Annotated in this window: 23 protein-coding genes; 11 read left to right on the forward strand and 12 right to left on the reverse strand. The window is 64.5% G+C overall.

What is annotated here, in order from left to right; all coding sequences use genetic code 11:
• Entirely contained in the window at positions 1-243 is a 243-nt protein-coding gene (locus tag ACRWNM_RS03380) for a hypothetical protein (protein ID WP_431963614.1), read from the forward strand.
• Positions 167-508, forward strand: a complete 342-nt coding sequence (locus ACRWNM_RS03385) for a hypothetical protein (protein ID WP_431963317.1) — start codon at positions 167-169, stop codon at positions 506-508. Before ACRWNM_RS03380 ends, ACRWNM_RS03385 begins: the two co-directional genes overlap by 77 nt.
• Positions 509-567: 59 nt before the next feature.
• Here the strand turns inward: ACRWNM_RS03385 and ACRWNM_RS03390 are convergent, their stop codons facing one another.
• The 4 genes from ACRWNM_RS03390 to ACRWNM_RS03405 form a co-directional block, all read right to left on the reverse strand.
• A complete protein-coding gene (locus ACRWNM_RS03390) occupies positions 568-1,356 on the reverse strand; it encodes an oxidoreductase (protein WP_431963319.1) in 789 nt (262 codons plus the stop codon).
• A 71-nt stretch (positions 1,357-1,427) separates the two neighbouring features.
• Positions 1,428-2,003, reverse strand: coding sequence for a TetR/AcrR family transcriptional regulator (locus ACRWNM_RS03395; RefSeq protein ID WP_431963321.1), 576 nt, complete (start codon positions 2,001-2,003; stop codon positions 1,428-1,430).
• A gap of 346 nt (positions 2,004-2,349) precedes the next feature.
• Positions 2,350-2,796 (reverse strand): hypothetical protein, encoded by a 447-nt coding sequence (locus ACRWNM_RS03400; RefSeq protein WP_431963323.1) that lies wholly within the window; start codon positions 2,794-2,796, stop codon positions 2,350-2,352.
• On the reverse strand, positions 2,793-3,044 hold the full coding sequence (locus tag ACRWNM_RS03405) for a hypothetical protein (protein WP_431963325.1): 252 nt from the start codon (positions 3,042-3,044) through the stop codon (positions 2,793-2,795). Before ACRWNM_RS03405 ends, ACRWNM_RS03400 begins: the two co-directional genes overlap by 4 nt.
• On the opposite strand from ACRWNM_RS03405, the gene ACRWNM_RS03410 reads away from it, so the two are divergent.
• A complete protein-coding gene (locus tag ACRWNM_RS03410; protein WP_431963327.1) occupies positions 3,034-4,581 on the forward strand; it encodes an NERD domain-containing protein in 1,548 nt (515 codons plus the stop codon). The two genes, ACRWNM_RS03405 and ACRWNM_RS03410, sit on opposite strands and share 11 nt — an antisense overlap.
• Before the next feature lie 642 nt (positions 4,582-5,223).
• Here ACRWNM_RS03410 and ACRWNM_RS03415 read toward each other — a convergent pair.
• Positions 5,224-6,368, reverse strand: a protein-coding gene (locus ACRWNM_RS03415) for an IS3 family transposase (RefSeq protein ID WP_431963592.1) whose coding sequence is annotated in 2 segments (ribosomal slippage) — positions 5,224-6,092 and positions 6,092-6,368 — 1,146 coding nt in all. Because the reading frame shifts where the segments join, the coding sequence is not laid out codon by codon here.
• A gap of 308 nt (positions 6,369-6,676) precedes the next feature.
• Here ACRWNM_RS03415 and ACRWNM_RS03420 point away from each other — a divergent pair.
• The 5 genes from ACRWNM_RS03420 to ACRWNM_RS03440 all read left to right on the forward strand — a co-directional run bounded on the left by ACRWNM_RS03420 (position 6,677) and on the right by ACRWNM_RS03440 (position 12,648).
• Positions 6,677-8,440 carry a hypothetical protein gene (locus ACRWNM_RS03420; protein ID WP_431963329.1) on the forward strand — a complete coding sequence of 588 codons (1,764 nt, stop codon included), beginning with the start codon at positions 6,677-6,679 and terminating at the stop codon, positions 8,438-8,440.
• Positions 8,437-9,195 (forward strand): ESX secretion-associated protein EspG, encoded by a 759-nt coding sequence (locus ACRWNM_RS03425; protein ID WP_431963331.1) that lies wholly within the window; start codon positions 8,437-8,439, stop codon positions 9,193-9,195. Before ACRWNM_RS03420 ends, ACRWNM_RS03425 begins: the two co-directional genes overlap by 4 nt.
• A 101-nt stretch (positions 9,196-9,296) precedes the next feature.
• The gene (locus tag ACRWNM_RS03430) at positions 9,297-9,605 is read left to right on the forward strand and encodes a hypothetical protein (protein WP_431963333.1); all 309 of its coding nucleotides are present in this window, start codon (positions 9,297-9,299) and stop codon (positions 9,603-9,605) included.
• Positions 9,605-11,950 (forward strand): hypothetical protein, encoded by a 2,346-nt coding sequence (locus ACRWNM_RS03435; RefSeq protein WP_431963335.1) that lies wholly within the window; start codon positions 9,605-9,607, stop codon positions 11,948-11,950. Before ACRWNM_RS03430 ends, ACRWNM_RS03435 begins: the two co-directional genes overlap by 1 nt.
• Positions 11,950-12,648 (forward strand): hypothetical protein, encoded by a 699-nt coding sequence (locus ACRWNM_RS03440; protein WP_431963337.1) that lies wholly within the window; start codon positions 11,950-11,952, stop codon positions 12,646-12,648. The genes ACRWNM_RS03435 and ACRWNM_RS03440 overlap by 1 nt, the downstream gene beginning before the upstream one ends.
• Positions 12,649-12,693: 45 nt before the next feature.
• Here ACRWNM_RS03440 and ACRWNM_RS03445 read toward each other — a convergent pair whose 3' ends face one another.
• The 7 genes from ACRWNM_RS03445 to ACRWNM_RS03475 form a co-directional block, all read right to left on the reverse strand.
• Entirely contained in the window at positions 12,694-13,317 is a 624-nt protein-coding gene (locus ACRWNM_RS03445; RefSeq protein ID WP_431963339.1) for a DUF3558 family protein, read from the reverse strand.
• On the reverse strand, positions 13,314-13,703 hold the full coding sequence (locus ACRWNM_RS03450; RefSeq protein ID WP_431963341.1) for a hypothetical protein: 390 nt from the start codon (positions 13,701-13,703) through the stop codon (positions 13,314-13,316). Before ACRWNM_RS03450 ends, ACRWNM_RS03445 begins: the two co-directional genes overlap by 4 nt.
• 295 nt (positions 13,704-13,998) lie before the next feature.
• Entirely contained in the window at positions 13,999-15,297 is a 1,299-nt protein-coding gene (locus ACRWNM_RS03455) for an AAA domain-containing protein (protein WP_431963343.1), read from the reverse strand.
• A complete protein-coding gene (locus ACRWNM_RS03460; RefSeq protein WP_431963345.1) occupies positions 15,297-16,781 on the reverse strand; it encodes a hypothetical protein in 1,485 nt (494 codons plus the stop codon). Before ACRWNM_RS03460 ends, ACRWNM_RS03455 begins: the two co-directional genes overlap by 1 nt.
• A gap of 237 nt (positions 16,782-17,018) precedes the next feature.
• A complete protein-coding gene (locus ACRWNM_RS03465) occupies positions 17,019-18,104 on the reverse strand; it encodes a hypothetical protein (protein WP_431963347.1) in 1,086 nt (361 codons plus the stop codon).
• The gene (locus ACRWNM_RS03470) at positions 18,101-18,898 is read right to left on the reverse strand and encodes a hypothetical protein (RefSeq protein ID WP_431963349.1); all 798 of its coding nucleotides are present in this window, start codon (positions 18,896-18,898) and stop codon (positions 18,101-18,103) included. Before ACRWNM_RS03470 ends, ACRWNM_RS03465 begins: the two co-directional genes overlap by 4 nt.
• A 193-nt stretch (positions 18,899-19,091) precedes the next feature.
• Complete coding sequence (locus tag ACRWNM_RS03475; RefSeq protein ID WP_431963351.1) at positions 19,092-19,340, reverse strand: hypothetical protein; 249 nt, start codon at positions 19,338-19,340, stop codon at positions 19,092-19,094.
• Between the two features lie 331 nt (positions 19,341-19,671).
• On the opposite strand from ACRWNM_RS03475, the gene ACRWNM_RS03480 reads away from it, so the two are divergent.
• The 3 genes from ACRWNM_RS03480 to ACRWNM_RS03490 all read left to right on the forward strand — a co-directional run bounded on the left by ACRWNM_RS03480 (position 19,672) and on the right by ACRWNM_RS03490 (position 22,534).
• A complete protein-coding gene (locus ACRWNM_RS03480; protein WP_431963353.1) occupies positions 19,672-20,079 on the forward strand; it encodes a hypothetical protein in 408 nt (135 codons plus the stop codon).
• A gap of 368 nt (positions 20,080-20,447) precedes the next feature.
• Positions 20,448-21,548, forward strand: a complete 1,101-nt coding sequence (locus ACRWNM_RS03485) for a hypothetical protein (protein ID WP_431963355.1) — start codon at positions 20,448-20,450, stop codon at positions 21,546-21,548.
• A 17-nt stretch (positions 21,549-21,565) separates the two neighbouring features.
• Positions 21,566-22,534, forward strand: a complete 969-nt coding sequence (locus tag ACRWNM_RS03490) for a hypothetical protein (protein ID WP_431963357.1) — start codon at positions 21,566-21,568, stop codon at positions 22,532-22,534.
• The last annotated feature ends 174 nt before the right edge of the window (positions 22,535-22,708 follow it).

Here is a 22,708-nt window from a genome sequence, read left to right on the forward strand (position 1 = left end):
ATGTCCGCCGGGTCGGGTGGCACGCCGCTGGGAATCCGGCACATCCGGTACTTCCATGGCTGCTACTCCCTCGGCGACGACCAGTTGTGGGGCGTCACCCGCCACCGCAAAGGCGGCGACCACAGCCTGGCCGTGCTGAAGTCGATCCTCGGCGCACGACCCGACGGTGCCGATCTATGTAATCCTGGACAACCTCTCGGCGAACAAGACACCTCGAATCCGTTCCCGGGCAACGGAAAATAGTGTCGAACTATGCTTCACCCCGACCAGCGCCTCGTGGGCGAACCCGATCGAGGCGCAGTTCGGGCCCGCGGCTCACCTTCGTCATGGGCGACTCCAACCACCCCAACCATCCGGTGCTCGTCGGCCGCCTGTAGGAATACCTGCGCTGGCGCAACGTCAACGTCCGACACCCCGATGTGCTGGCCGCCCAACGTCGAGAACCCGCATCCGCGGCGAACGCCAGCGGCGCTGGGGCCGGCCCCGAACCCACGCCACCGCAGCCTGACCGGTGAAGGTCGTGGTCGACGCGCGGGTCGGGCCGATGTCCTGATGCAGGGTGTCGGATCAGCTCGTCTTGATGGTCCCGCCGTCGATGACGAGGTCGGCTCCGACGATGTTGGCAGCCTTGCCCGAGACCAGGAACGTCACGAGGGCCGCGACCTCTTCGGGTTCGGAGATTCGGCGCGAGGCGATGCCGAACTGCTCTGGCAGCGCCGCCAGCAACTGTTCGTGCGAGATGCCCTGTGCGGCGGCGAGCTTCGCACCCACCCATTCGGAACCGCGCCAGATCCGGGTACCGACCACGCCCGGTGAGACCGTGTTGACGCGGACTCCCTGCGGACCGAACTCCTCGCTCAGGCGCTTGCCGAAGGCAGTGAGCGCGGCCTTGGCCTCGCTGTAGCCGACCGGCCCGGCGGATGGCATTCGCGCGTTGATCGAGGAGACGTTCACGATCGCGCCGCGACGGTCCAGCAGGCTGGGCAGGGCGGCGCGGGTCGCCCAGACGGCGCTGAACAGGTTGACATCCAGGAAGTGCCGCCACTGATCGTCGGTACTGTCGAGGAACCCGCCCAGCGTCAGTCGGTCGGGGTCGCCGCCACCGACGTTGTTGATCAGGATATCGATGCCGCCGAGCTCTTTCAGCGCGGTATCCACGAGCGCGGTGGCACCGTCTTGCGAGCTCGAGTCCGCCGAAACAGTAGCCACGGTGGCCTTTTCGAGTTCGGGTGTGATGGTGCGGGCAGCGCCGACCACGCGTGCGCCCGCGGCGGACAAGGTCTCGGCAACGGCCAGGCCGATGCCGCGGCTCGCTCCGGTGACGACGGCGGTCTTGCCGGTCAATTCGAGATCCATGGAGATTTCCTTTCTTGAACTACAGGTCAAAAATTGGGGCATACGAGAGCCATTGCAACGTGGCGTATGGGTCAGAGGGAGGTCAGGGCGACGTCGATGATGCGATACAGCGCTTCGGCGTCGCGGGTCTTGGCCATGATGCGCAGGCCGACGCTGGTGTTGAGCAGGAACTCGGCCGTGGCCTGCGCATCGACGTCGGGACCGATATCGCCGTCGCGTCGGCCCTGTTCGATCCGGGCGGCCAGCACCGCGACGATGCGCTCCTCGATGCCACGCAGGGCTCGGGTGATCTCCTCGTCGTGGCCACCGAGCTCGGCGGCCGTGTTCACGACCATACAGCCACGCCGAACCGGCTGTGCGACATCGGAATCCACGGTCTCACGCAGGTACGCGCCGATGCGTTCACGGGTGGTTCCCGGTTGGAACAGCACCTCCTCGGCGTGCTCCACGCCCATCCGTCCGTAGTGGGCCAATGCCCGGTCGAACAGTTGCCGTTTGCTGCCGAATGTGTGGTACAGGCTGCCCTTGCCGACGCCGGTGGCCTCGGCGAGTTGTGCGGGAGAGGTGCCGCCGTACCCGCGGGTCCAGAACTCCTCCATCGCGCGCTCGACCACGGTATCGGTTTCGAAGTTCCGCGGCCTGCCCATGCGAAGAACTCTAAATGTTCTTGACCCACAGGTCAAGAAAACTGGCGGTTGCGTCCGTTCGACCGTCCGCGTCGCTCAGCCGACAGGCTCGAACCGGTTCCGGCACACACCACCCCACACTCTCGACAGCAACTGCCGTCGTCGAAAGTGTCCGGACTCCCGGCCCGCCGCCTGGACCCGGCGGCGCATCACCCAACCCGGCGGTAGTTCGTTGTCAACGCACTAGGAAAGGCCGGCGACGGGTTGTGCGTCGCTGGAGAGGGCGCGCGGACACGACGGCTAAGAGACGCAACAACGGAGCGGGATCGTGGTATCTCACTCCGCTGTTGCGGTCCAACACTTTCGGTCAGGCCGAGATCGTCCCGCTCCAGGACGTGAACGACCGCCCCTTCGACCGACAGCTGAAGCTGCCGTGGAAGCCGGACTCGCAGCGCGCCCCCGCGTGCTCGATGTAGGAGCCCCACTGCCCGTCCCCGGTCTTCACATCCCTGAGCAGCGGGTTGCCGCTGGGCCGTGTGTACGGCGTTCCTGGATCGAAGGTCGGGTGCGCGGGCAGGAACGGCTGATCGATGACGATCTCGTTCACCGTCAGCAGGAAGGGCAGGAAGCTGTACTGCAAGCGCGTCGGTGATCCGAGATCACAACCGACGGTGCCGTCGTCGTAGATCGCGCAGTTGGTGCTGCCCGCGCTGAAGAACACCGGCCCCGATTCGGCCTGCGCGGTCGCGGCCAGCATCACCGGCGCCAGCGCGGCCGCCGCCACCCCGGCGATCTTCCCCACGATGCGTTTCATACGTACTCCTCGGACTCGATGTGGCCGAACAGGTCATTGGGTCTGTCGAACTCGGGAAGGTATTCGTTTCGGTTCGGTAGCTTCGGATCGGGCCGCCGTGCCTGCCGCCACGCCGGACACGCCAGCCCTTGTGTGGCCAATCCCCTGTTCTTACAGTGCCTTTCGATTCGCGAGGTGCCCCGGCGGCGAATAACGTTGAGCCGTCGATTGGCGTGGACGCGATGGAGGTGGCCGTCGATGCTGGTCATCAACGAACGAACGGCGATACCGAGATCCGAGCAGCGAGTGCTCGAGTGGATGCGGACATGGACGGGCCAGTACGTCATTGTGGGCCTGGCCATTTCAGGCTGCTACATCTCCGAGCGCGATCACAGAGGTCGAGCGCAGGAAGCGGATCTGGTGGTGATCACACCCCGAGCGGTCGTGGTCCTCGAGGTCAAGGGCATGGCTCCGGACGCGAGCGCAGGAACCCTCACCGTCCAGGCCAACGGCCGCTGGCGGCTGTCGGGGTTCGAGGGCGATCCGATCCACGTCCGAGAGCAAGACACGAGCCCGTTCGACCAAGTCACGAACAACGTCTTCAATCTGAAGGCGCTGGTGGGCAAACGCCATCCCGAAGCGTTCGTCGACGGCTTGGTCGTCGTCGTGCCGCCACGGGAATCGACCGTGACGTTGAACGTCGAATCGCGCAGGCACGGATGCGGCGTCGTGCTCGGCTCCACGCCGGGCGAACTGCGTGCTTGGTTCCACCGCACCGCGGGCCGGCGGTTCGTGTGGACCGCCGAGGACGTCCACGCGCTGCTGGAGGATCTGAACTTCGGCGAGCGGGTGACGATCGAAGAGCTTGTGGCGGAGGGGTTTCCGCGAGAGCGCAAGCCACTTCTCGACAAGGTGCCCGACCGACGGCCACGTGAACAGCCGCCGCCCTGGATCGAACCCGACCCCGACGTCGAACCGATCCCGACACCACGCAGGTCCGAGGGCGGCGGACACGCACCCTTGATCGAACCGGAGGATGCGGTGACGACGGAATCCGCTTTCCCGCTATCGGCAGAAGCGCCCGCTCCTACTCCGGAGGACGGCGCGGAAACCTCACACTCCGCGGTGGCCCTGGAAACCCAGCGGTCCTCGCACTCGGACGAGGCCGCCACACAGACATCGCCGGAAGGCTCGGTTCTGGTCGAGGACGACACCGATCCGCCGCACTCCGAGCGGGTCGAAACACAGTCGTCGGGACACGTGGTGCTGGTCAAGGGCGACCCCGAGCCCGCACGTACCGAGCATCCGTTGGCCACACTCCCCGACAGCGCCACGGAATCGCAGTTCACCGACCGTTGGTCCTCCTGGATACTGCCGGAGACCGAAACTCCCAGCCCGCGTGCCACTTCGGCCGCAATTCGCGAACCAGTTTGGCTCACGCCGGAGGTCGAGCCGCAACCGCTGCGTCGCCTCCGACCGGCACCCGTCCCGGAAACTCGGCACAGCGTCGCGATCCTCGGGCGGACGATTTCTCTTCCGCAAACATTGGAGGGCACCGGGGTTTCGGTGTTGCGCGACAACCATCGCGTCCAGCAACTGGCTGCCTGCGCCGTCGTCGCCATCACCCTCTGCGCGATCTGGCTCATGGCGTCCACCTGCTCGGCGAGGCCCGAGAGCGCGAACGAACCGCCCCGACCCGTTTCGCAATCCGAAGTCGTCCCGCCGCCGGCGCAGGTCGCTGAACAGTCCGACGCAGGGCCGATGGCCGTGCCGCCCGTGTGCTTCCCACTTCCCCCAGAATGCTGACGGGCGGTCGAGTCGAGACTTGCCGGTAGGGAACGCCGCGAAAGGTGCATGCCATCACATCGGCTCTTTTCTAGGGTTGACTCGCACGCGACAACCGTCGCACCGATGGTTCTCGCGTCTGACACGACGCTGCGGGTCGCTGGTACCTGGTTCTTTGCTCTTCTTTCCGTTGACGTTTCCCATAGCAAGGTTGGACGTGCCGACCTGCGATCGGGTTCCCTTCGGTTCGAGATCGGTTCGCACCGTCCACCGATCATGTCGAGTCTGCTCTCGCTCTCCGAGGTCTAGTATCTGAACGCTGTCTGCTGGTGACTCACGGACGCGGCTCGGCCGTCCTCAGAAGTTGCAGGAGGCCGTTGACGACGGCGTACTTCTCCGCCGACAGGGGATCGGTGGCGAGGTGCATGAGGTAGTTGCGGACATTGCGGACCTGTTCGAGAAAGTCGACAACCTGCTCGCGGTCGAGTCGTCACCCAAGTTTTGTTCCAGCGGACGGGGTCTCGCAGGAGAAGGCGTAGCTGCCGAAGGTGAGGTCGGAGCGTTCGAGGCGGGATTCCTGGTGTTTCGGGACAGCGTCTTTCAGTGAGCGGTCCCCGACGACGAGACCACCCAGGAATAGAGCCAGGTGATTTCGTATCGTGTTCAGTCGGTCCCGCAGGCCATCGGATGATGGGTGTGGGTGCAGGCCGCAGCGTACTCGGCCGGGGTCAGATAGCCCAGCGCCGAATGCCGGTGCCGCCGATTGTGGTCGACCTTGAAATCGCCGATCACCACCCGGGCCTCGAGCAATGTGGTCCAGTGGTTGCGGTTCAGGCACTCGGTCCGCAGCCGCCGGTTGAACGATTCGACGAAGCCGTTGTTCCAGGGCGTGCCCGGAGGAATGTAGGAGATCCCGACCCTGTCGGCGCAAAAGCGTTGCAGGGCACGGGAAATCATCTCCGGACCGTTATCCATCCGCAGCACCCTCGGCGGGCCGCCCGCCTCGGCGAACACCTTCTCCAGCTCGGCGACGAGCCGGTCGGCGGTGATCGACCGTTCCACGAGGTGCAGCAAGGATTCTCGGGTGTGTTCGTCGATCATCGACGCGATCTTCACCGCCCGACCGTCGACCGTCGAGTCGAACTGGAAATCCAACGCCCACACCACCTTCGGCGCATCGGCCTCGACCGGCGGGGCCGAGGAGACCCCGGCTCGTTTGCGGGGATGGTGTTCGCGGACCTGCAGGCCCTCCTCGCGCCAGAGACGGTGGACCTTCTTGATGTTGACGCCTACACCCTCGTCGAACCGCAGGACGGCCCAGGCACGGCGGAACCCGTGCCCCTGATGTTTGACCGCGTACGAGCGCAGCCACGCACGCAAACCGGCATCCGGATCGGTCGGAGTGTCCTTGATCGGCAGCCGCCGATAGGTCGACCGATTCAGCCCAACGACCTTGCACGCGAACCGTTCCGACACGCTCTTCATAGTGCGAAGCATGTCCACGGCGCGGCGCTTGGCTGCTGGGCTCAGAATTTTCCCCGTGCGATCTCCCGCAGAGCGTCCTTCTCCAGCTCGGCATCCGCGAGCAGCCGCTTCAGGCGGGCGTTCTGCTCCCGCAGCTCCTTGAGCTCTTTCGCCGCGTCGGTGTCCACCCCGCCGTACTGGCGGCGCCAGTTGTACAACGTCGCCGTCGACACCCCGATCTCCGCGGCAACCTCCTCGCCGGTCTTACCGGCGGCGGTCAACTCGTCGGCACGGCGCAGCTTCCGCACGATGTCCTCCGCGGAGTGCCGCTTGCGTCCTGCCATGTCCCTCAGTGTCCCTTCTCGGCCCTCACCAGGCCAAACAAGGACTCTAATACCGAACGGTCTCATCTATGGGGGACGGCCCATCAGGTCGTCGATATTGATGCTTGCCTCTCGACGCAGACCAGGCGGGGGTCCTCATAACGGCGGTCGTCCTGGACGCGGATCACGCGGCTGAGGACAGTTCAGCGGACCGGCTCGGGCATCCGAGGTGTGCTAGGCTCCGCCCACCAATGGGTTTAGGGGGATGCCATGGTCGTTGATCTCAGATTCGCGGGCCGAATTAGTCTGTGCGGCAGCGGAGTCCAGCGATGACCAACCCTGGTACGTCTTTCGTGACGGACATCCTCGGCAATCCGGTGGCGGCCCTTCAGCAGAAGGCCACGACCTCTCAGCAGAACGCGCTGAAGCAGGACCAGGAAATCGGGGTCGGCCAGGTCGACGCACCTTATGTGACGAATCAGGAAAATCCTCCTGAGACGATGACACACCAGGAGATCTGGGATGCGGTGAACAGCATCGACAAAGAGGCGATGTGGAAACTGGTGACCGCCTGGTCGAATGCGTCCACTACCGCGACGATGCTATTCCAGATGCACCGCATGGCACTGACGCGTGCGATGCAGGACAAGTGGGAAAGCGCGGGCGCGGATGCCGCACGCCAGGCATCGGAACGCTTCGCGAAGGCTGGTGAACAGGCCGGGGAGATCGCGCAATCGGTCGGCCTGCGTTTGGACTCGATGTACAACGCCGCCGTCGCGCTGGCTGCCGCAGTGCCTCCGGTACCGACCAGCGCGGCGCCGAACCCTGACAATCCGAACGAGTCGGTGCTGCCTGGCCTTACCGGCGGGGAGAAGGACCGTTCGGACACCGAGGCGGCGACCAACGCCCGAAATGAGGCGATCTCGGCGGTCAACCGGATCTACCTGCCGATCTTCCCACCTGCTGGTGAGAACGTCCCGACCTTGATCGCCCCGCCGTCGATCGGAAACGACGACCCAGGGACACCGAACTCCGGCGTCCCGAACAACCAGCCGTCGGCGAATACCCCGAACCCGAATAACGGCAACCCGACTGCTCCGTCTCGAGAGCAGCCTGTGCAGAACCCGAGCGAGCCTGGCAGCACGAAGCCCGCCAACGCCACCGACCAGGCGAGCACGAACCCGGCGGGCACCACCCAGCCTCAATCGACCTCGCCGGCGTCGGTGAACCAGGGCAACCCTTCCTCGCCGACATCGAATCAGCCGGGCGCTCTATCGAATCCAGGAACCACACCCGGGACTCCCAATCAGAGTCCAATCGGCAGCACCCCCGGTCGCCCAGGCTCGAGCACCACCGCTCCGGCACCCCGGCCGGGCATGCCAGGAACGTCAGTGCCGGGGAACCCGAACTCGAGCACACCTGGATCCGGTGCCGCGGGCAATTCCGCAGCCTCGCGTGCCGCTTCAGGTAGGCCAGGGACGATGGGACCGATGGCGCCAGGAGCAGCGGCACGGCGTAAGGATGATGACGCTCAGACTCGCGGCGTTCCCGACTATCTGAAGGGCGTCCAGTCGGAGCTGGCTGATCTGCCGCCAGCGCCATCGGGTGCGATCGGTAGCGACTACGACGCCTGGACCAGCCCCGGTGGTGCGGCCACCCCGAGTGCGTCCGTAACCACATCCGCCGCGCCCTATCACCCGGCCTCCGCGAGCGCCGCACCGACGACGCCGAGCGCCGCGAGCGAGGGTGAATCGCCGAGCGCGCAGCGCCGTGCACCGGCACTTCCAGTCCGATACTCCGACGGTGACGAGCTCCCAGCCGCACCCTTGTCGACCCCCGCGTCGTCCGCTACCGCGCCGGTAGCACCACGGGCAGCGGCACCACCACCGCCGCCCAGCATGGCCGCTCCGTTGCCCACACCGCTTGCCGCCACTGCCCCCATCGCCGAAGATGCCGGGGCGGGGGCCGGGACGGACGGCCAGCCAAGCGATGGTGTGGAGGCCACGCCCGAACCGGAGGACTTCAGCTTCTCCGGGGAAGGTCCGATCATGGACGACGACGAGCCCACCGACCTCCCGGGTGCTGGTCGGTGAAGACTCGTACCGTATGGGATTTCACTCCCGATGAGTTCGTATGGATCTGGGCCGAGACCGGGCACGACTATCCGTACCCCATCAGCATCATCGAAAGCCCCACCACTCCAGACGAATACGCGAATCGCCGCGCCGAGATCAGCGCCCGGTTCCCGCATCGCGCCGACCCGGACCTCACCGGCCCGCTACGCGCTCTGGCCGACCCAGACCTGCGTCTGATTTGTACTGGCAAGTCGCACGGCTCCCATAAGCGGGTTCGTACCCTCGCCGCTGCCAGCGCCAACCTCGGCGTGATCCTGTTCCAAAAATCGGGCAGCACCGCCGAGTTCGGCGGCACCATCAAACTAGTTGTCACGCAACGGCACCTGCTCGGCCGCCATCTTGCCGCGACCATGCCCCCCGCCCAGCCCGGTGCGATCGCTCCGATGCTCGGCTACACACCACGTGTCCGTGGCGAGCAACCACCGGCCTCGTGGGGAATCACGGTCGATGGCCAACAGCCCGTCGAGGAACGTATTCGAGCTCTCCTTCGTGCGCCACGCACGGCCGATGGACATCTATGTATCGAACAGCACCTCCAGGCTCGGCACCCGCATCCTCGGATCTACCTGAACTGGATCGACGTTCGAGACGACCACCCGGCCGCTGGCCGCTATCTGATCTCGGTAGACGACAACGACACCTCGGTTATCCCTGCCAGCGAGGACGTTATCGCTGACCAGCTGTACCGCAAGGCTCAGCTCGACCACCTGTAGGTCAGGCATGCACTTCTACTATCGTTCGCCACAGAGGTTTTGGCCTATTTGCCGGTGCCGTCTCGCGCAGCCGGGCCGTTTGTTGAAGGGGGCAGCACGCCGTGCTCGAAGCCGACATCCAGGAACTGAAGAACCTGGCGACCACGCTCGATGGTGTCGCAGCCGAGGTCGACAAGATCGATGTCCGAACGACCGGCGACCAGATCGCTGCCGCCCTGCCCGGATGCTCGGTCGGCGGCGTGTGTGCGCAAGCGGGTGAGTTGACCGAGGGCGCGTGGCTGCGCGTGGCGCAGCGTATCCAGAAGCTGTCCGGAATTGTCCGGCAGAGCGCGGAGACGTTGACGACCACCGATGACGAGTTCAAGAAGAAGCTCGACACTATGGACTTCACTGTGCGGGGGGATCGCTGATGCCGACACGACCACAAGTCACCGACTGGAAACCCTTCAAGCTCTCCGAATGGGCCGCCGAGATGGAGACCGATACCCAGGGGTACGAGACTCAGCTGGCTCGGATGATCACCCACTTCACCGGCACCACCTGGTCCGGCAAAGCACACGATGCTGCCGCAGACCGATTCACCGAAGAACGCACTCAAGGCTTGCGGCTCGTCCAGGAGATCAAAGACATCGCCAACGCCCTGCGCGCGGCCGATACACGGCTGTCCGATGAACGCGCCACTCTCCTCGGCCGCGTCACCGACGCCGAAAACGATGCAGAATGTCCGCTGCCCCTTGTCGTCACGGAGAAGTGGGTGGTTTCCGCCAACGCCAGCGGGTTCCACCTCTCCGGTGAGGACCAGCAGAAGGTCAAAGACCGGGTGCTACACCACCAGGGCTTGATCAACGCCGCCTACTACGCCATGCAGAACGCGGCGAGCGAAGCCTCCGCAGCCATTTCCGCTGCCGCCCAGGAGGTCCGCGTCCGCGGCGACCTCATCGGCAGCGGTCTCGACGCCGAAGTCGCTCCCTCCGACGCTGGCAAACTCGGCAACCAGGACGGATCGAAGCTGGCGGAGTGGGCCAACACCCCTGAGCACCAGCGCAACCCGGCATTGCTCGCCGAGGTCGCCAACCAGCTCCCCACGCACGCGCTGACAGATGAACAGCTGAAGATCCTGTCCGAAGGCGGCGAGGTCGACACACTCCCGGCGTCGGTGCAGGAGTACTACAAGGAGCTCTACAAGACTGGCGGCAAGGAGGGCATCCTCGGCCTCAGCGAATACCTCCAAGAGCAGGAAAAGGTCGGAAACCCCGAGGCCGCAACACAACTCGATTCCCTCGCCAACGGCCTCATGGTCATCAGCAACGAAGACATCGGCACCGGACGCGGCGACGACGGGAAACTCACCGGCACAGGCAACTACGAGAACGTGCCCAAAGAGTTCCGCGAACTCCTCGAAGCCAAACGCACTGATATCAACCCCATCGGCACCGACCCCAGCAAGGCCCAGTCGCCGACCGTGCTGCTCCAGCAACAACATGAGGACACCAGTGCGCTCGCTGCACTACTCAGTGAGTCCAATCCCGGATACGAGCCAGGTACCCAGCTCGGCACCAAGATGTATGAAAAAGCCGCCGACATGGTGCAGGACCAGTACACCTGGAACGACCGCGACGAAGCAGCCGCAGCGTTCGCGAACCTCGGTGGACGCAACGACGACTCCGCACACCAGATCTGGACTGGTGAGGGAATGGGCGACAAGTACGACCGGGACGAGACCGTACGCACTCTGCTCGGCTACGAGAAGTGGCCCGACGAGGGCAAAGGCGCCTCGACTCTGATCGACCGAATCACCGAAGAATCCCAGCTCCCGGCCGACGACCCTAGATACAAGCGGGCCCAAAACGATCTGGCCGAGATGAACGCCGTCCTCAACCCCGACAACGAGACTTTCGAGAAGATGAAGAAGAGCTTCTCCGAGAACGATGAGCTCTCGAACGCGATGAGCCGGGCCGTCGCCAACAACCTCGAGGCCGTCAGCTCGCCCGGGAACCAGCAGGGGTACTCCTTCAAGACCGATGTTTACGACGGGAAAGCGCTCTGGCATGCCGAGACAGCCGACAGATTCCTCCAGCTGAGCAGTTTCACAGAGGAATCACGGCTCAACCTGACCACTGCGGTCGAGCAGTACCACCAGTCCCAGCTCACCCAGGCGTTGAACGGGGATCCGAACGACCTCGCTGGAGTTCTTTCAGCCAGCGATGTGGGATCTTTGACCGGCCGAATCGACTCAGCCATGATCGAATCGCTCGTCTACCAAGACAAAGAAAAAGGCGATGCCATAACCAATCCCGAGGATGCCGTGTACAAGGCCAAGATGATGGGCATCGGCCTTGCCGGCGGTCTCCTGGATGAAGGGATTGGCAAGATCCCTGGTGCGACCACTCTCGGCGGCATGATCGGGCTGGAACCTGGCGAGCTGCTGAGCGAGGGGTTGGAAGAGTGGATCAAGCCTGATTACGAATACATGGAACGACCGCCCAACTCGACCCTGTACGCCGACGCGCACAAGAACGCGCAAATTGCGATCTTGAATGCGGCATTCGACGCCAATCAGCTGCCACCTACGCTTCACAATGGCGGTCAACCATTCAGTATTGAGGCAATACAGGCGGACAGAACAATGTGGTCCGATTTTACTAGATTCCTAAACTCGCACGGACTCAATCAGTATCTAACCGACTACGGCCAGTCGTATTCGATGCATAATGATCAGGCAAATGCGCCTGGTGACGATAAGGAAGGCAAGTGATGCGAGCCGAACTCAAGGCCGCCATTTCTGGCTTACTTGCGGTGATGCTGACTGCGTGCGGCGGATCGGATGGCGACAAGCAATCTAATCCGACGACTTCAACGACGATCCCGTTTCCGTATCCCCCTGAGCAATCTTTCACAGACGTGGCGGTCCCGCTGGATGAGAATTTGAGGGCTGCGGCCGAGTTCGCCCTTGAGATGAGAGCTGACCTTTTCTCCTTGCAGGACGAGCATGAATGGGATAACCGCCATTCCAAGTACAGGAGTCGAGTCGACCCTGAAGTATTCGTACCTGAGAAAGAGGCCACCCCGCCCGGCTGGGTCGACACCACCGGTGGGAATACCCTGCGGGTAATTAGCGCCAAAGACGTAGGCAATGACACCATCGAAGTTGTAATCTGCTCATACAACGTTCCAGGAAGGTACATTTTAAAGTGGAATGGGAAGATCGATCCGCCAGATCCAACCATTGGCCTGTACGGACTGACTCGCCCCCGCATTCAATGGACCGATCGCCCAGCCGCTGATGGCTCGGTTTCCGCTGGGCAAAGGTGGCTATTGGTGGACGATGGCATAGACCTGAGCCCGAACGCGCCACGCAATCTCGCTCAACAGGTATGCGAGCCGTTCAAACCGGAACCGTTCGTGCAGAAGATGCCTGACCCGACAACGACCATCGCGACACCTACGCGCTAGGCGGATCGCTACGACGCTGGGCCAACTCCCGAAACCGGCGAGCCCTCACCTCGGTAGGTCACTCTGAAGCTTCTCGGCTACTACGCGCACACGAACGCACGGGTCACCGGGATCGCGATCGACGTATCCAAATAATGACAGGTTCAGCACGCCAACCGAGGAATCCATCGCTAAGAAGCAGCCGCCCTGATAATCCGACTCTGACAGCCTGTAGGTCATGGCGGGCTGACCGCCGATCGTGTATTCCTTCATTGTCTGCCGATACCGGTCACCAAACTCCGTCATGCTGATATTGGTCGCGTACATGTCCAACGACCACGTTCGACGTCCCTCGGCGTTCTTCTGCTTGAAGTTGCAGCCGAGGAATGTGTAGGTATCCCCGGCCAGCTCGGATTCGGACCTGGCCCGGGACTTCGGGTCGAAGCCCATCTGCTGGATCACATCATCGCCGACATCGACGCAGGGGTCGAAGGTCACGGCTGGGCGACCATTCATGTTACGTTGCGCCGGAGCTGGTGAAACGGGAACTGCGACGCTAGGTCGAGTTGAGGATGGGCTACTACTGGCTGATGCCGAGCCGCCGTCCCCTGATCCGCCGCCGCACCCGGTCACCAGTGCGGCGGCAGCGCCGATCGCCAACATGGCCTGCGCAAGCTCGACCGATTTCACTTTTCCGCTCCGAGATACTGAGTGGCAATCTCTTGCGCTCTGGCATACTTCGAATCTGCCTCGTCAAGGCGATTCCCAGCAATTAGGTATGCCTCTTGGAGACGAATCGCTCCCTCGATCGACTGGACGAGAACCTCGATGTACTGCTCGGCTTTGCCAGCAAAGCCTGCTGCCAGCTGCTGTGTAGACGGGAAGCCTCCAAAGCCGGATATGTTAGCCGCCGTCCGAACACGTTCGAGCTGCTCCTCCAACCCGCGGATAAGGGTGTCGTAAACCTGCACAACATCAGTGACTGCCTGGGGATCGAACTTGATGGAGCCGCTCTGAGCGCCTTGTTTGAAGGCTGCGATGTCGGCCTGCCCGTAATCGAACGCAGTCTTTGCCACGTTTCCCCCTTCGGAGTGCTTATGCGAGAGGCTACCAGCCCGAACACGGCAGGACGTCTCGCCACTGCTGGCCGCGACTCCAAATCCACACTCGCACCCTCGCAGAAGGCTCCGAGTCCGAGTGCATACCGCTCCACGGGCAGTGTGGGCCAATCGGCCAAGGGGAACGTCTCGACGACAACTTTGCGTTTGTCGGCAGCGGCGGCGACCTGGGTGGCGATAGTGGAACGATCGCACTCGCCGATAGCGGTTAGGAGATCGGTGGTCGTGTGGCCTCGCTGAGAAGACATGGGCGTCAGACGTTTGCCGAGACGCGATGGTGGGACAGGTGGGTGAGAATGGCCTGGTTGGCTTCCCAGCCGTCCGGAAACTTCACGGGAACGCCCAAGTGCACGGGTTCGGCGGAGGGGTGGGCGTCGAGGAGTTCTGGAATGCCGGCGCGGCCGACGAGGATGCAGGCGTGACGGTGACGGGAGGCGAGGACACAGAGACGTCCCGCTTCGAGGTGGAATGCACTGGCGTCCCGGCGGCCGGACAGTGGGTGCAGGACCACGGTGACATCGTATTCGCGGCCTTGCAGGCGGTTGGCGGTGTCCACGGTGACCGATTCGGCCGGGGTGCCGCGCAGCGCGGTGCGCACGGCATCGGCCTGGTCGCGGTGGGCGGTGCCGACGGCGACTCGTTCGGCCGTCACGGGGCGGGAGCCTTGTTCGGAATGGGCTGTCGCGCTGCGTTCGAGTACGCGGCAGGTGATCTCGGCGATCGCGCGGACGGCTTCGCTGTCGGTGCGCAGGGTGTGGCGGGCGGGCAGTTCGTACCAGCCCCAACCGTGTTCGGCCGCTTCGTCGAGCACGTCGTCGATCGGGCTGCGCAGCCCGGAAGCGGCGAATTCCATTCGGCGATCGTGGATTCCGGTACCTGCTCGAAATTCGTTGAAGGGGTAGAACGCTTTCGAGATCACCGGCGCCGCGGTCGCGGACAGCCGCCAGGACACGGGCAGGCTGTGCACGGGGATGTCGTCGTTGTTCGCGAGCATCACGCTGACCGCGCTCATCGTGGGATCCCAGTCCAGGCCTGCCCACCGACCGACCTCGACGGTCGCGAACGGATCGAGCTGACCGGGGTCACCGACGAACAGCCCGTGGTCGAAGCGATTCGCGATGCGCAGCAACATATCCGATCGCATCTGATACGCCTCGTCGACGATCGCGTGCGGCCAGCGCCCGTCGTCGATCGTCGCCCATTTGGCGGCGGTGCCGATGAGAATGGTGCTCTCGGTGAGGTCCGCGATCTTCTGGCCGACGGTCACGTTCGGCCGGTCGATGCGATCCGGCTTGAGGTACCCGGTGCGGGAGAGCCTTCCGATACGCAGCGCGGGATCGGCGGTGGCGAGGCGGTCGATGAGATCGTCGACCTGCTCGTTGGTCTGGGCGACGACGATGTGTTGCCCACCGGATTCGGCGAGCTGTCGCGCCGCACGCACCACGAGCGTGGATTTGCCCGCCCCGGGCGGTGAATCGACCACGACCGCGCGGTGCGAGGTGTCGGCGAGGTCGGTGAGGATGCCGTCGACGGCCGCGTCCGCTGTTCGCATCACAGTTCCTCGATGGGTTCGGATTCCGGTGTCCACTCCGGCGGCGGGCCGCCGTGTGTCCACGGAGTGTCTTCGCGGGCAGGAAGCTTCGCGGGCGGCCCGCCACTCCCGATCTTGAAACCGGCGAAGCAGACGATGGCGCCGAGATCGGGGACAGACCCTGGACGGGCGACCTTCCCGGTGCCCATCCCACCGGACAGTTCCAGCACGATGTAGTCGTGATCGCCCTCCACCGGCAACACCGTTCCCGTCTGGGTGGGATTGCCGACGTTGCAGAACTCGTCGCCCTCGGCCGTGACGATCGGATCGGCGGTGCGCACCTGCAGAATCGGTCGCAGCAGGGGACGATTCTTCTCACTCATCACCACACGGGCCGGATCGACACCGATCACGGTACCGACGAAAGCCGTTCCGGCCAGCCGATGTTCGAGCATGGCCCGAGGATCATCGAAAGCCTTTTCCGCCTCGTACTTTTCGAGCGCCCGCTCGCGATCGAGCAGTTTCCGCACGGCCGACACCGCCGAATCCCGCCGCGCTTGCGGCACACCTTCGGCCACCGATCCGGCGAAGTAGGAGAACGACCCGACGTCCTCGTTCCACCGCCGGGCGACTCGAGAACCGGCCGAGAGTTCACGTAGCAGCGCGAGCCCCTGCCACATGAGCTGCCAGGTCGGCTCGACCTGGGCGTGCAGAGCGCGCTCGATACGTCGTGCGGCAAGGGATTTCGCCTCGTCGTCCTCGGCGGTGTCGTAGGTGGCGATGAGCGGGGCGAGCTCTTCGTTGTCGAAACCGGGGTCGGTGGCGGGACCGGCGGGCGGCACCGAGAGCGGGTCTTCGGCCCGCGCGGCGGCCTCGGCGCCGGTGCTGCCGGGCGTGGGAGCGATCCACCCGAGCAGCGCGGCGAGGTTGGCATCCTCGAGGGCGGATTGGCCGGTAGCCCAGTGCGCTGAGAGCACCGAGGTGAGGGGGACCAGCGTGCTGGAGCCGGGATGCTCGGCGCGATCGCAGAACCAGGTGAGCCAACGGCCGAGCAGCGGGATCGATTCGGGGACAGGGTTGTCGCCCTCGGTTCGGTGAAATCGCACCGAGCGGCCGAGTAGCTTCAGGAACCCCACCCCGCCCGAGTTCGGCACCCACAGCTGAGGTGCGTCGAGGCACCGTTGGTAGGTTTCGCCCGACTTGGTGGTCAGCTCCTCGGTGTTCTCGGCGTAGGCCGCGAGGTAGGGGAGCACGAGTTCGGCGAGTTCGGCGAGGAAACGTAGGCGCAGCACCCGGTCTCGTGGCTGCGGCACGGTCAGCAGTGTCGGTGCGGCGGGGTCGGTTCCCACCATGACCGCCAGCGGTGCGGCGGCCTCGCCTGCCAGCTTCAGTGGCACCAGTACCAGCGGATTGTCCGACAGGTGCGTGTGGCGCACGTCGGCGATCGGTTGGGCGCGGCCCGCGCGCATGGCGTGCAGGCGGGCGAGGGCGGTCAGAGCACTCATGTTCGAGGCTCGCCGTCGCTCAGCGTCAGCACGCGTTTCACACACCAGCGAGCGATGCACTTGCTCCGCTTCTTGATTGGTTCGCTCACGCCTGCTCCTCGCTGACGCTCGGCTCGGGCATGTGCGATGCGCGCGGGCACATGATTCGCTCACTTCTTTCGCTCATGCCTGCACCTCGCCGACGCTCGGCTCCGGCATGTGCGAAGCGCTGATACACAATTCGCTCACTCGGTGCACTCATCCCGCGATCTCCAGCCGAAGCCGGTCGGCTTCCCGCAGCATTCGGGTGATGTCAGCGAACTCGGGCCCGAGATCGCGCGAACCGTCAGCGACGGCGAGCACGGTATCGATGTCGTCGAGACCGCCGAGGTCGTCGCAGACACCGCGGCCGAGTGCATCCACCGAGCCGTTCGCCCGCGCGGCGTCGCGGCAGGCGAAAGCCAGCTCGCACGACGACATGCATTCGGGGGCATAGCGGGCAGGGATATCGGCGATCGTCTTCGCCAGGTGCTCGCCGGGCGCGAACGACGCACTCTCCGGCAGGGTTTCGATCAGCTCGCTGATGGCCGTCAGCCGCGACAACTGACGCGAGATGACCGCGATCTGCTTGCGCAGGTCGACAAGCTCGGCGGTAGGCCGGTTGGTGAAATTACTGGTGCAGACCAGGATCACATTGTGCGACACAAGATCCGGTGATTCGCCGATCTCGGTCATGAGTTCGCGCAGCGCGATGACGTAGACGGCGGACTGCCGCGCCGCGGCGGCGACCTGCACCGGATCGGCCTGCCCGTCAACCACGGGGAACGACTTGATCTCCACCACATGGAAGCGACCGCCGATCTGCAACGCGACTACGTCCGGCTCCAGATAGGCAGGGGCGCCCGCGATGTCGAGCCGCAGCATCGGATGGTCGAACAGGGTGCCCTCGCCGGAGCTGATCGCGTGCGCGAGCAGCTGACGGGTCCGCTTGTAGCGCACGGCATTACCCGCGTTGTCACCGACCGAATTCAGGTCGTGATAGCCGGCCTCGGGAAGGGGGAGGTTCAGCTTGTCGCGCAACAAAGCGAGCAGCTCGGCACAGCCGTTCTCCTTCACCATCGCCTCGAACGCGTTACCGCGCGTGATCGCGAACTGCGACTGACCGAATCGGGGTGGAAAACCCAGCTCCCTGGCGATGGCGGCCTTGTCGGCCGCCGCTGCGTCCAGCAGCGCGCGCCGCGCGCAGCCAGGGTTCGCCGTCAACGCCGCGATGGTGCGGGCATTGTGGCGGCACGCCGGCGCTGCACCTCGCAGCTCATCCAGCCGTGCCGAAAGTGTGTTCATCCCACCTCGTTTCGTCTGCCAGCCACACCGAGCCGGACACCGAATAACCGGGAGGCCTCGTCGAGCTGCTGATCCGCGCGTCGCGCGGCCTCGGCGCGGCGGCGGGCGTCCTCCTCGCGGTGGACCGCGAGCTCCCTGGTGGCGGCGTCGATCACTGCGCCAGGGTCGATGGTGTCAGGCGAACCCTGCACGCCGGGAACGGAAACCGAGAGCTTCCACAACACTCGTCGTGCACCCGGTCCGCTGTCGGGCTGAGCGGCGATGTGTTCGGCGAGCCGGATGGTCGCCGTGAGCAGATCCACGCGCGGACTGAGCGGCCCGATCATCCGCTGCGCCAACGGCCAGGAACTCACCGCCATCAGCCCGCGCGCCGGGGCGAGGTGATCGGCGGTGAGGGCCGCGCAGATGTAGTACGGGCGCGTGAACGGCGAAGCGCGGAACGACCGCTCCTCGTCGCGGCGCAGGCTGGTCAGACGCATGGGAGCGATCCCGCCGGAAAAGAACGATTCATGGACCGCCAGAACCAGTTTCGGCGACGCAGGCGCACCGATCAGCGTAAGTGCGCGATGGACGTGCTCGCGGATCGGCATTGCGTCCGATTCCGTTCGCTCCGCGGGCGCCTCCGCCTGCGGCGCTTCAGCGCCGAGGACGGCCGAATCCCAAGCGTCCTCGGTGCGCCGCAACTCGGCCCGAAGTTGCCGGGCGCTCACGCGATCCCCGGCGGTCACCGCACGCCGAACCTCGGCGCGCAGCTCGGCGATACGCGCTTCGAGTTGCTCCGCGGTGTCGGTCACGGCGCGAGCGTATCCATACATTCCAGTGAAGTCCAGTATTTTCCAGTATTTGCCCGCAGGTGGCGGGCGGTGTCGGCGGCAGTGCCGCCCGCACCGTATCCGCCGGGGCCGACAACTTGATTCCTCCGGTGTGCGAGGAGATCGCCGTATCGGGTGTGCGGGGTGCCCGCGCCGGGGCGGGCACCTCTTTCGTTCACTCGCAGCCGATGCCGTTGCCGTCGCGATCGAGTCCGTACTCGTCGGGTCCGATGACCTGGACGCGCCCGGTGTAGACGGGGCCGTTCCCGCTACCGCCCTCGCAGTCCACGTCGCTGACGATGGGTAGGCACGGGATGTAGGAGGCGTGGCAGTTGGAGGGGGCGGCGGTGGCCGTCTGTGGGGTTGCGAGAGCGAAGCCGAAGGCGGCGATCGCGGCGGAGGTGAGGGTGACGATGTACTTCATTGTGCTCCATCCAGTTGTATTGCGGACGACAGTCTGCCACGGACCTGAACGCGAATTGCGCAGTACCAGACGGCAATTCACTTGCGATCACCGAGGAAATCGGTGTGCTTGCTTTCGTATCGAGGGCTCGTCGGCGACGGAGGCGTATGGGTTGTCTGAAATTTGTCTGTAGCGGGGGCTACCGCGGCGGTTAGTGGTTATGGAGTGTGAGAGCTGCCTCGCTCTGTCGGCGGGCCTATGTACGGCCCTTCGAAGAGGCAGTCGACCTAGCTTGTCGTAAGTGATAGTCGGAGATGGATGGGAAATTGTGTGGCCATAGAGAGGGCGGATCATGAGCGCATTCCATGAGATATTCTTGCGAGCTGAAAAGAGTGACGCAGAAGCAATTCGGGATATCGGACTAGCAGCTGGCGCCAAGCTGAATCTCGATGCTTCTTCGGACGATGCAATGATTCGCCGGGCTATTGTCGAATACTGGGTTGTCGAGGTAGAAACTTCGCATGGTTACGAGGATGACTTCGGAATCCCATTCTCGGAATATCCGATCGCTATAACGATTCGCGACCTCGAGGGAGATAAGCAGCGAGAAGAATCAGCTGCCCGCTCGATCTTCGATAATCTGGCGAGCGTCGGCGGATACAGTCAGTTGCTGGTATTCGACCTGCAGAAGCTCCTGGCCGCGTCGGGCAACCATTATCCTTTTTCGGCTGTATCTACCTTTAAGCAACTGCGGACCTGACCGAGGTGCCGTTGGTCGATGAGATCGTCGATACCGAACTCGCTGTGGACGATACCGAACTCGCGGCGGACGGTGCCAACGACGGTTCGAACCGCCTCGGAGAATTCGGCAACTCAGGCTCTCGATCACCGATGAGCTAGGCGTGGTCGGGTGGCCGGGCTCGCTGTGGCAGATGATCCACCGGCGCCCAGGTCGGAATGAGGCGAACTTTCTTTGATCCGCAAATTGTCCCGGACGTGCGACAAGGAGTTCGCCGGTCGCGAGTTGAGACTGCGAACCTTCAAGTGCTGCAACGCACGGCGGAAGCAGCGAACGGGCCCGCCGGTATGCTCTGTCATCGAAATTGACATAGCAGGGGGGATCTCGACATGAGCGGCGGCTGGGCAACTCGGCGGACGGTGACAGCGCTGGTACTGGGTATGGCGGCGCTGGCGGCGTGTGCGCCGCCTCCTCCGGACGAACCGCTGCGTAAGCCGGCGCCGCCGAACAGGCCACAGGCCGCCTATGGCGTGATGGTCCCTTCCGGCGACTTCCAGAAACTGCAGGTCGCCGATCAAGTTCGTGCCGTGGATCCCTGTGGGCTGATCGACCGTGAACGCCTCGCCGCCCGTGGTCAGATCGCCACGGTGGGGCCGGATTTCGCGTTCGGTGACTGTGCGGTGGGTGTGGCGCTGCCCGAGCGGGCGCGGCTGCTGGCCCGTGTGAGCATCGACTTGTCGGTCGGCGAACCGGGCTCGAAAGACACCGAAACCCGCCAGATCGCCGGGGAGACAGTGCTTGTCGACGGCATCCGCAACGACCACCTCCAGTGCGTGTATCTGGTGCCGTTGTACTTTCCCGCCTCACCACCGGCGGCCGGGGCCGCCGTACCCGATGTCATCGAGGTGCCTGCGGTGCAGTATGCGCGGGTCACAGCGTTCATGTTCAGCCCCGACCGCAATTGCGGGATCGCCGACGAGGTGACAGCCTCGCTGCTGGGCGCGGTCAAGGAGAACCGGCTGCCACGCCGTGACCAGGCGACGGTGCGGCTGCCGCTGGCCGAGCGAAGCCCCTGTGAATTGATGTCCGAGCTGCCGACCGGATTTTCGGTGTCGAAGTTCGACGCCGAGATCGAACCCTACGAATGCTATTTCACGGTTAAGGGTGCTGAAGCGGGGCCGAGCGGCAAAACTGTCAGCGTCAGCTTCCAGTTGGACGATGCCGACAACGCGCTGCTTCCGATCCGCGATCAACGACTCATCGATGTCGGCGGTCACCCCGCGCTGCGGGAACAAGACGTCATGACGAACTCCTGCAGCCTCGAGTTCCCCGTCGGTCCGGTCGTGGATTCCTACCTTCCCGGCACGCGCGCCAGCCAGTCCGAGATCGACGGCTCCCGCAAACAGGTCATCGCGCGAGTGTCCGCCGCCTGCCCAGTTCTTGACCGGCTGGCGCCCATCGCCGCCACGGCCTTCGGAGCCAACCGATGACCCGCTCGGCGGCAATCATGACTGCACTGAATGTCGTACTGGCTGCGCTGCTGGCCTCTGGATGCGCGAGCACCGTCGACGGCGCCGCTGTGCCCGTCGACCGCGGATATCGCGCCAACATCACCACCGAGGTCGCGCGGGAGAGGTTGAGCGAGCACGACCGCATGCGACGAGTGGACCCGTGCGGGTTCATCGACGAGGCATCGGCTACCTCGATCGGGCGTGTCGCCTACTTCGGGCCTGGGCTCGACCAGGACGGTTGCGAAGTGCGGTTCGACCGCTTGACCACGCCCAAACGGATATGGGCACTGAGGATGACCATCACGGTGATCCAGGACGGGTCCGGACAGGCCACGAGCTTCGCCGGGCGCAGCGCGTCCGAAACCAGCCTCGACGGGATGTGCAGCATCGCACTGGACTATCAGGGAGAACGGGCCTTCCACTACACCCTCGACAGCGAGGACGGCTCACCGTGCGAGGAACTACGGGCGATCGTCACCGCCTCGGCCCCGCTGCTCGACATCAACCCCCCGCGCGCCGAATCTGCGAAAATGCCGAAAACCAAAGCCTGGACATTGGACCCGTGCGCGGCCCTGTCCACGACCTTTCCGGCCGAGCAACGCTTCTACATGACCGGCCTGCCCAGTAATCCATTCGAGTGCGATTTCTGGCTCGGTAACCGAGCTGAACCCGGAGATGTCAACAGGCACAAGATCACCTACTCCCACATCCACCAGTCCCAGGTCACCTTCATGGCGCCCGCGGATCGCCGCCTGCGGATCGTTGGCGTCGATGCCAGGGAACACAGAGGGGAAAAGGACTACTGCAAGATCACCGCCTTCGTCGGCGCGAACAACCCATTTCCCACCACCGACTACTACGGCAAGCCCGAACCACTGGTCGAGGCGGTGGAGGTCACCGGCACAGGCTGCGACAATGTCCGCCGCCTCGCCGCCGAAGTCGTCAAGAACTATCAGAAGGGCTGAGGCAGCGCCGGCCTGACGCCCAGACGGCGAGCGACGTTGCTCGATTGACTCCGCTGCGCTTCGCCGCTCAGCATGGTTCGCCGCAGTCGTCTGCCGCCTCCTCACGGGCAGCCGAGTGAACGCCTTTACCGAGAAGGGATGCCGCCGATCCAAATGGGTGACCACCGCCGCAGC

It is taken from the genome of Nocardia sp. bgisy134, assembly GCF_965341865.1.
Taxonomy (GTDB): domain Bacteria; phylum Actinomycetota; class Actinomycetes; order Mycobacteriales; family Mycobacteriaceae; genus Nocardia.

Bases quoted from the DNA above. Each gene is read 5' to 3' on its own strand.
- ACRWNM_RS03455 (WP_431963343.1), bottom strand. From the start codon at position 15,297: ATGCGAACAGCGGACGCGGCCGTCGACGGCATCCTCACCGACCTCGCC.
- ACRWNM_RS03390 (WP_431963319.1), bottom strand. From the start codon at position 1,356: ATGGATCTCGAATTGACCGGCAAGACCGCCGTCGTCACCGGAGCGAGC.
- ACRWNM_RS03420 (WP_431963329.1), top strand. From the start codon at position 6,677: ATGACCAACCCTGGTACGTCTTTCGTGACGGACATCCTCGGCAATCCG.
- ACRWNM_RS03480 (WP_431963353.1), top strand. From the start codon at position 19,672: ATGAGCGCATTCCATGAGATATTCTTGCGAGCTGAAAAGAGTGACGCA.
- ACRWNM_RS03395 (WP_431963321.1), bottom strand. From the start codon at position 2,003: ATGGGCAGGCCGCGGAACTTCGAAACCGATACCGTGGTCGAGCGCGCG.
- ACRWNM_RS03490 (WP_431963357.1), top strand. From the start codon at position 21,566: ATGACTGCACTGAATGTCGTACTGGCTGCGCTGCTGGCCTCTGGATGC.
- ACRWNM_RS03405 (WP_431963325.1), bottom strand. From the start codon at position 3,044: ATGACCAGCATCGACGGCCACCTCCATCGCGTCCACGCCAATCGACGG.
- ACRWNM_RS03465 (WP_431963347.1), bottom strand. From the start codon at position 18,104: ATGAACACACTTTCGGCACGGCTGGATGAGCTGCGAGGTGCAGCGCCG.
- ACRWNM_RS03400 (WP_431963323.1), bottom strand. From the start codon at position 2,796: ATGAAACGCATCGTGGGGAAGATCGCCGGGGTGGCGGCGGCCGCGCTG.
- ACRWNM_RS03440 (WP_431963337.1), top strand. From the start codon at position 11,950: ATGCGAGCCGAACTCAAGGCCGCCATTTCTGGCTTACTTGCGGTGATG.
- ACRWNM_RS03460 (WP_431963345.1), bottom strand. From the start codon at position 16,781: ATGAGTGCTCTGACCGCCCTCGCCCGCCTGCACGCCATGCGCGCGGGC.
- ACRWNM_RS03475 (WP_431963351.1), bottom strand. From the start codon at position 19,340: ATGAAGTACATCGTCACCCTCACCTCCGCCGCGATCGCCGCCTTCGGC.
- ACRWNM_RS03485 (WP_431963355.1), top strand. From the start codon at position 20,448: ATGAGCGGCGGCTGGGCAACTCGGCGGACGGTGACAGCGCTGGTACTG.
- ACRWNM_RS03380 (WP_431963614.1), top strand. From the start codon at position 1: ATGTCCGCCGGGTCGGGTGGCACGCCGCTGGGAATCCGGCACATCCGG.
- ACRWNM_RS03410 (WP_431963327.1), top strand. From the start codon at position 3,034: ATGCTGGTCATCAACGAACGAACGGCGATACCGAGATCCGAGCAGCGA.
- ACRWNM_RS03435 (WP_431963335.1), top strand. From the start codon at position 9,605: ATGCCGACACGACCACAAGTCACCGACTGGAAACCCTTCAAGCTCTCC.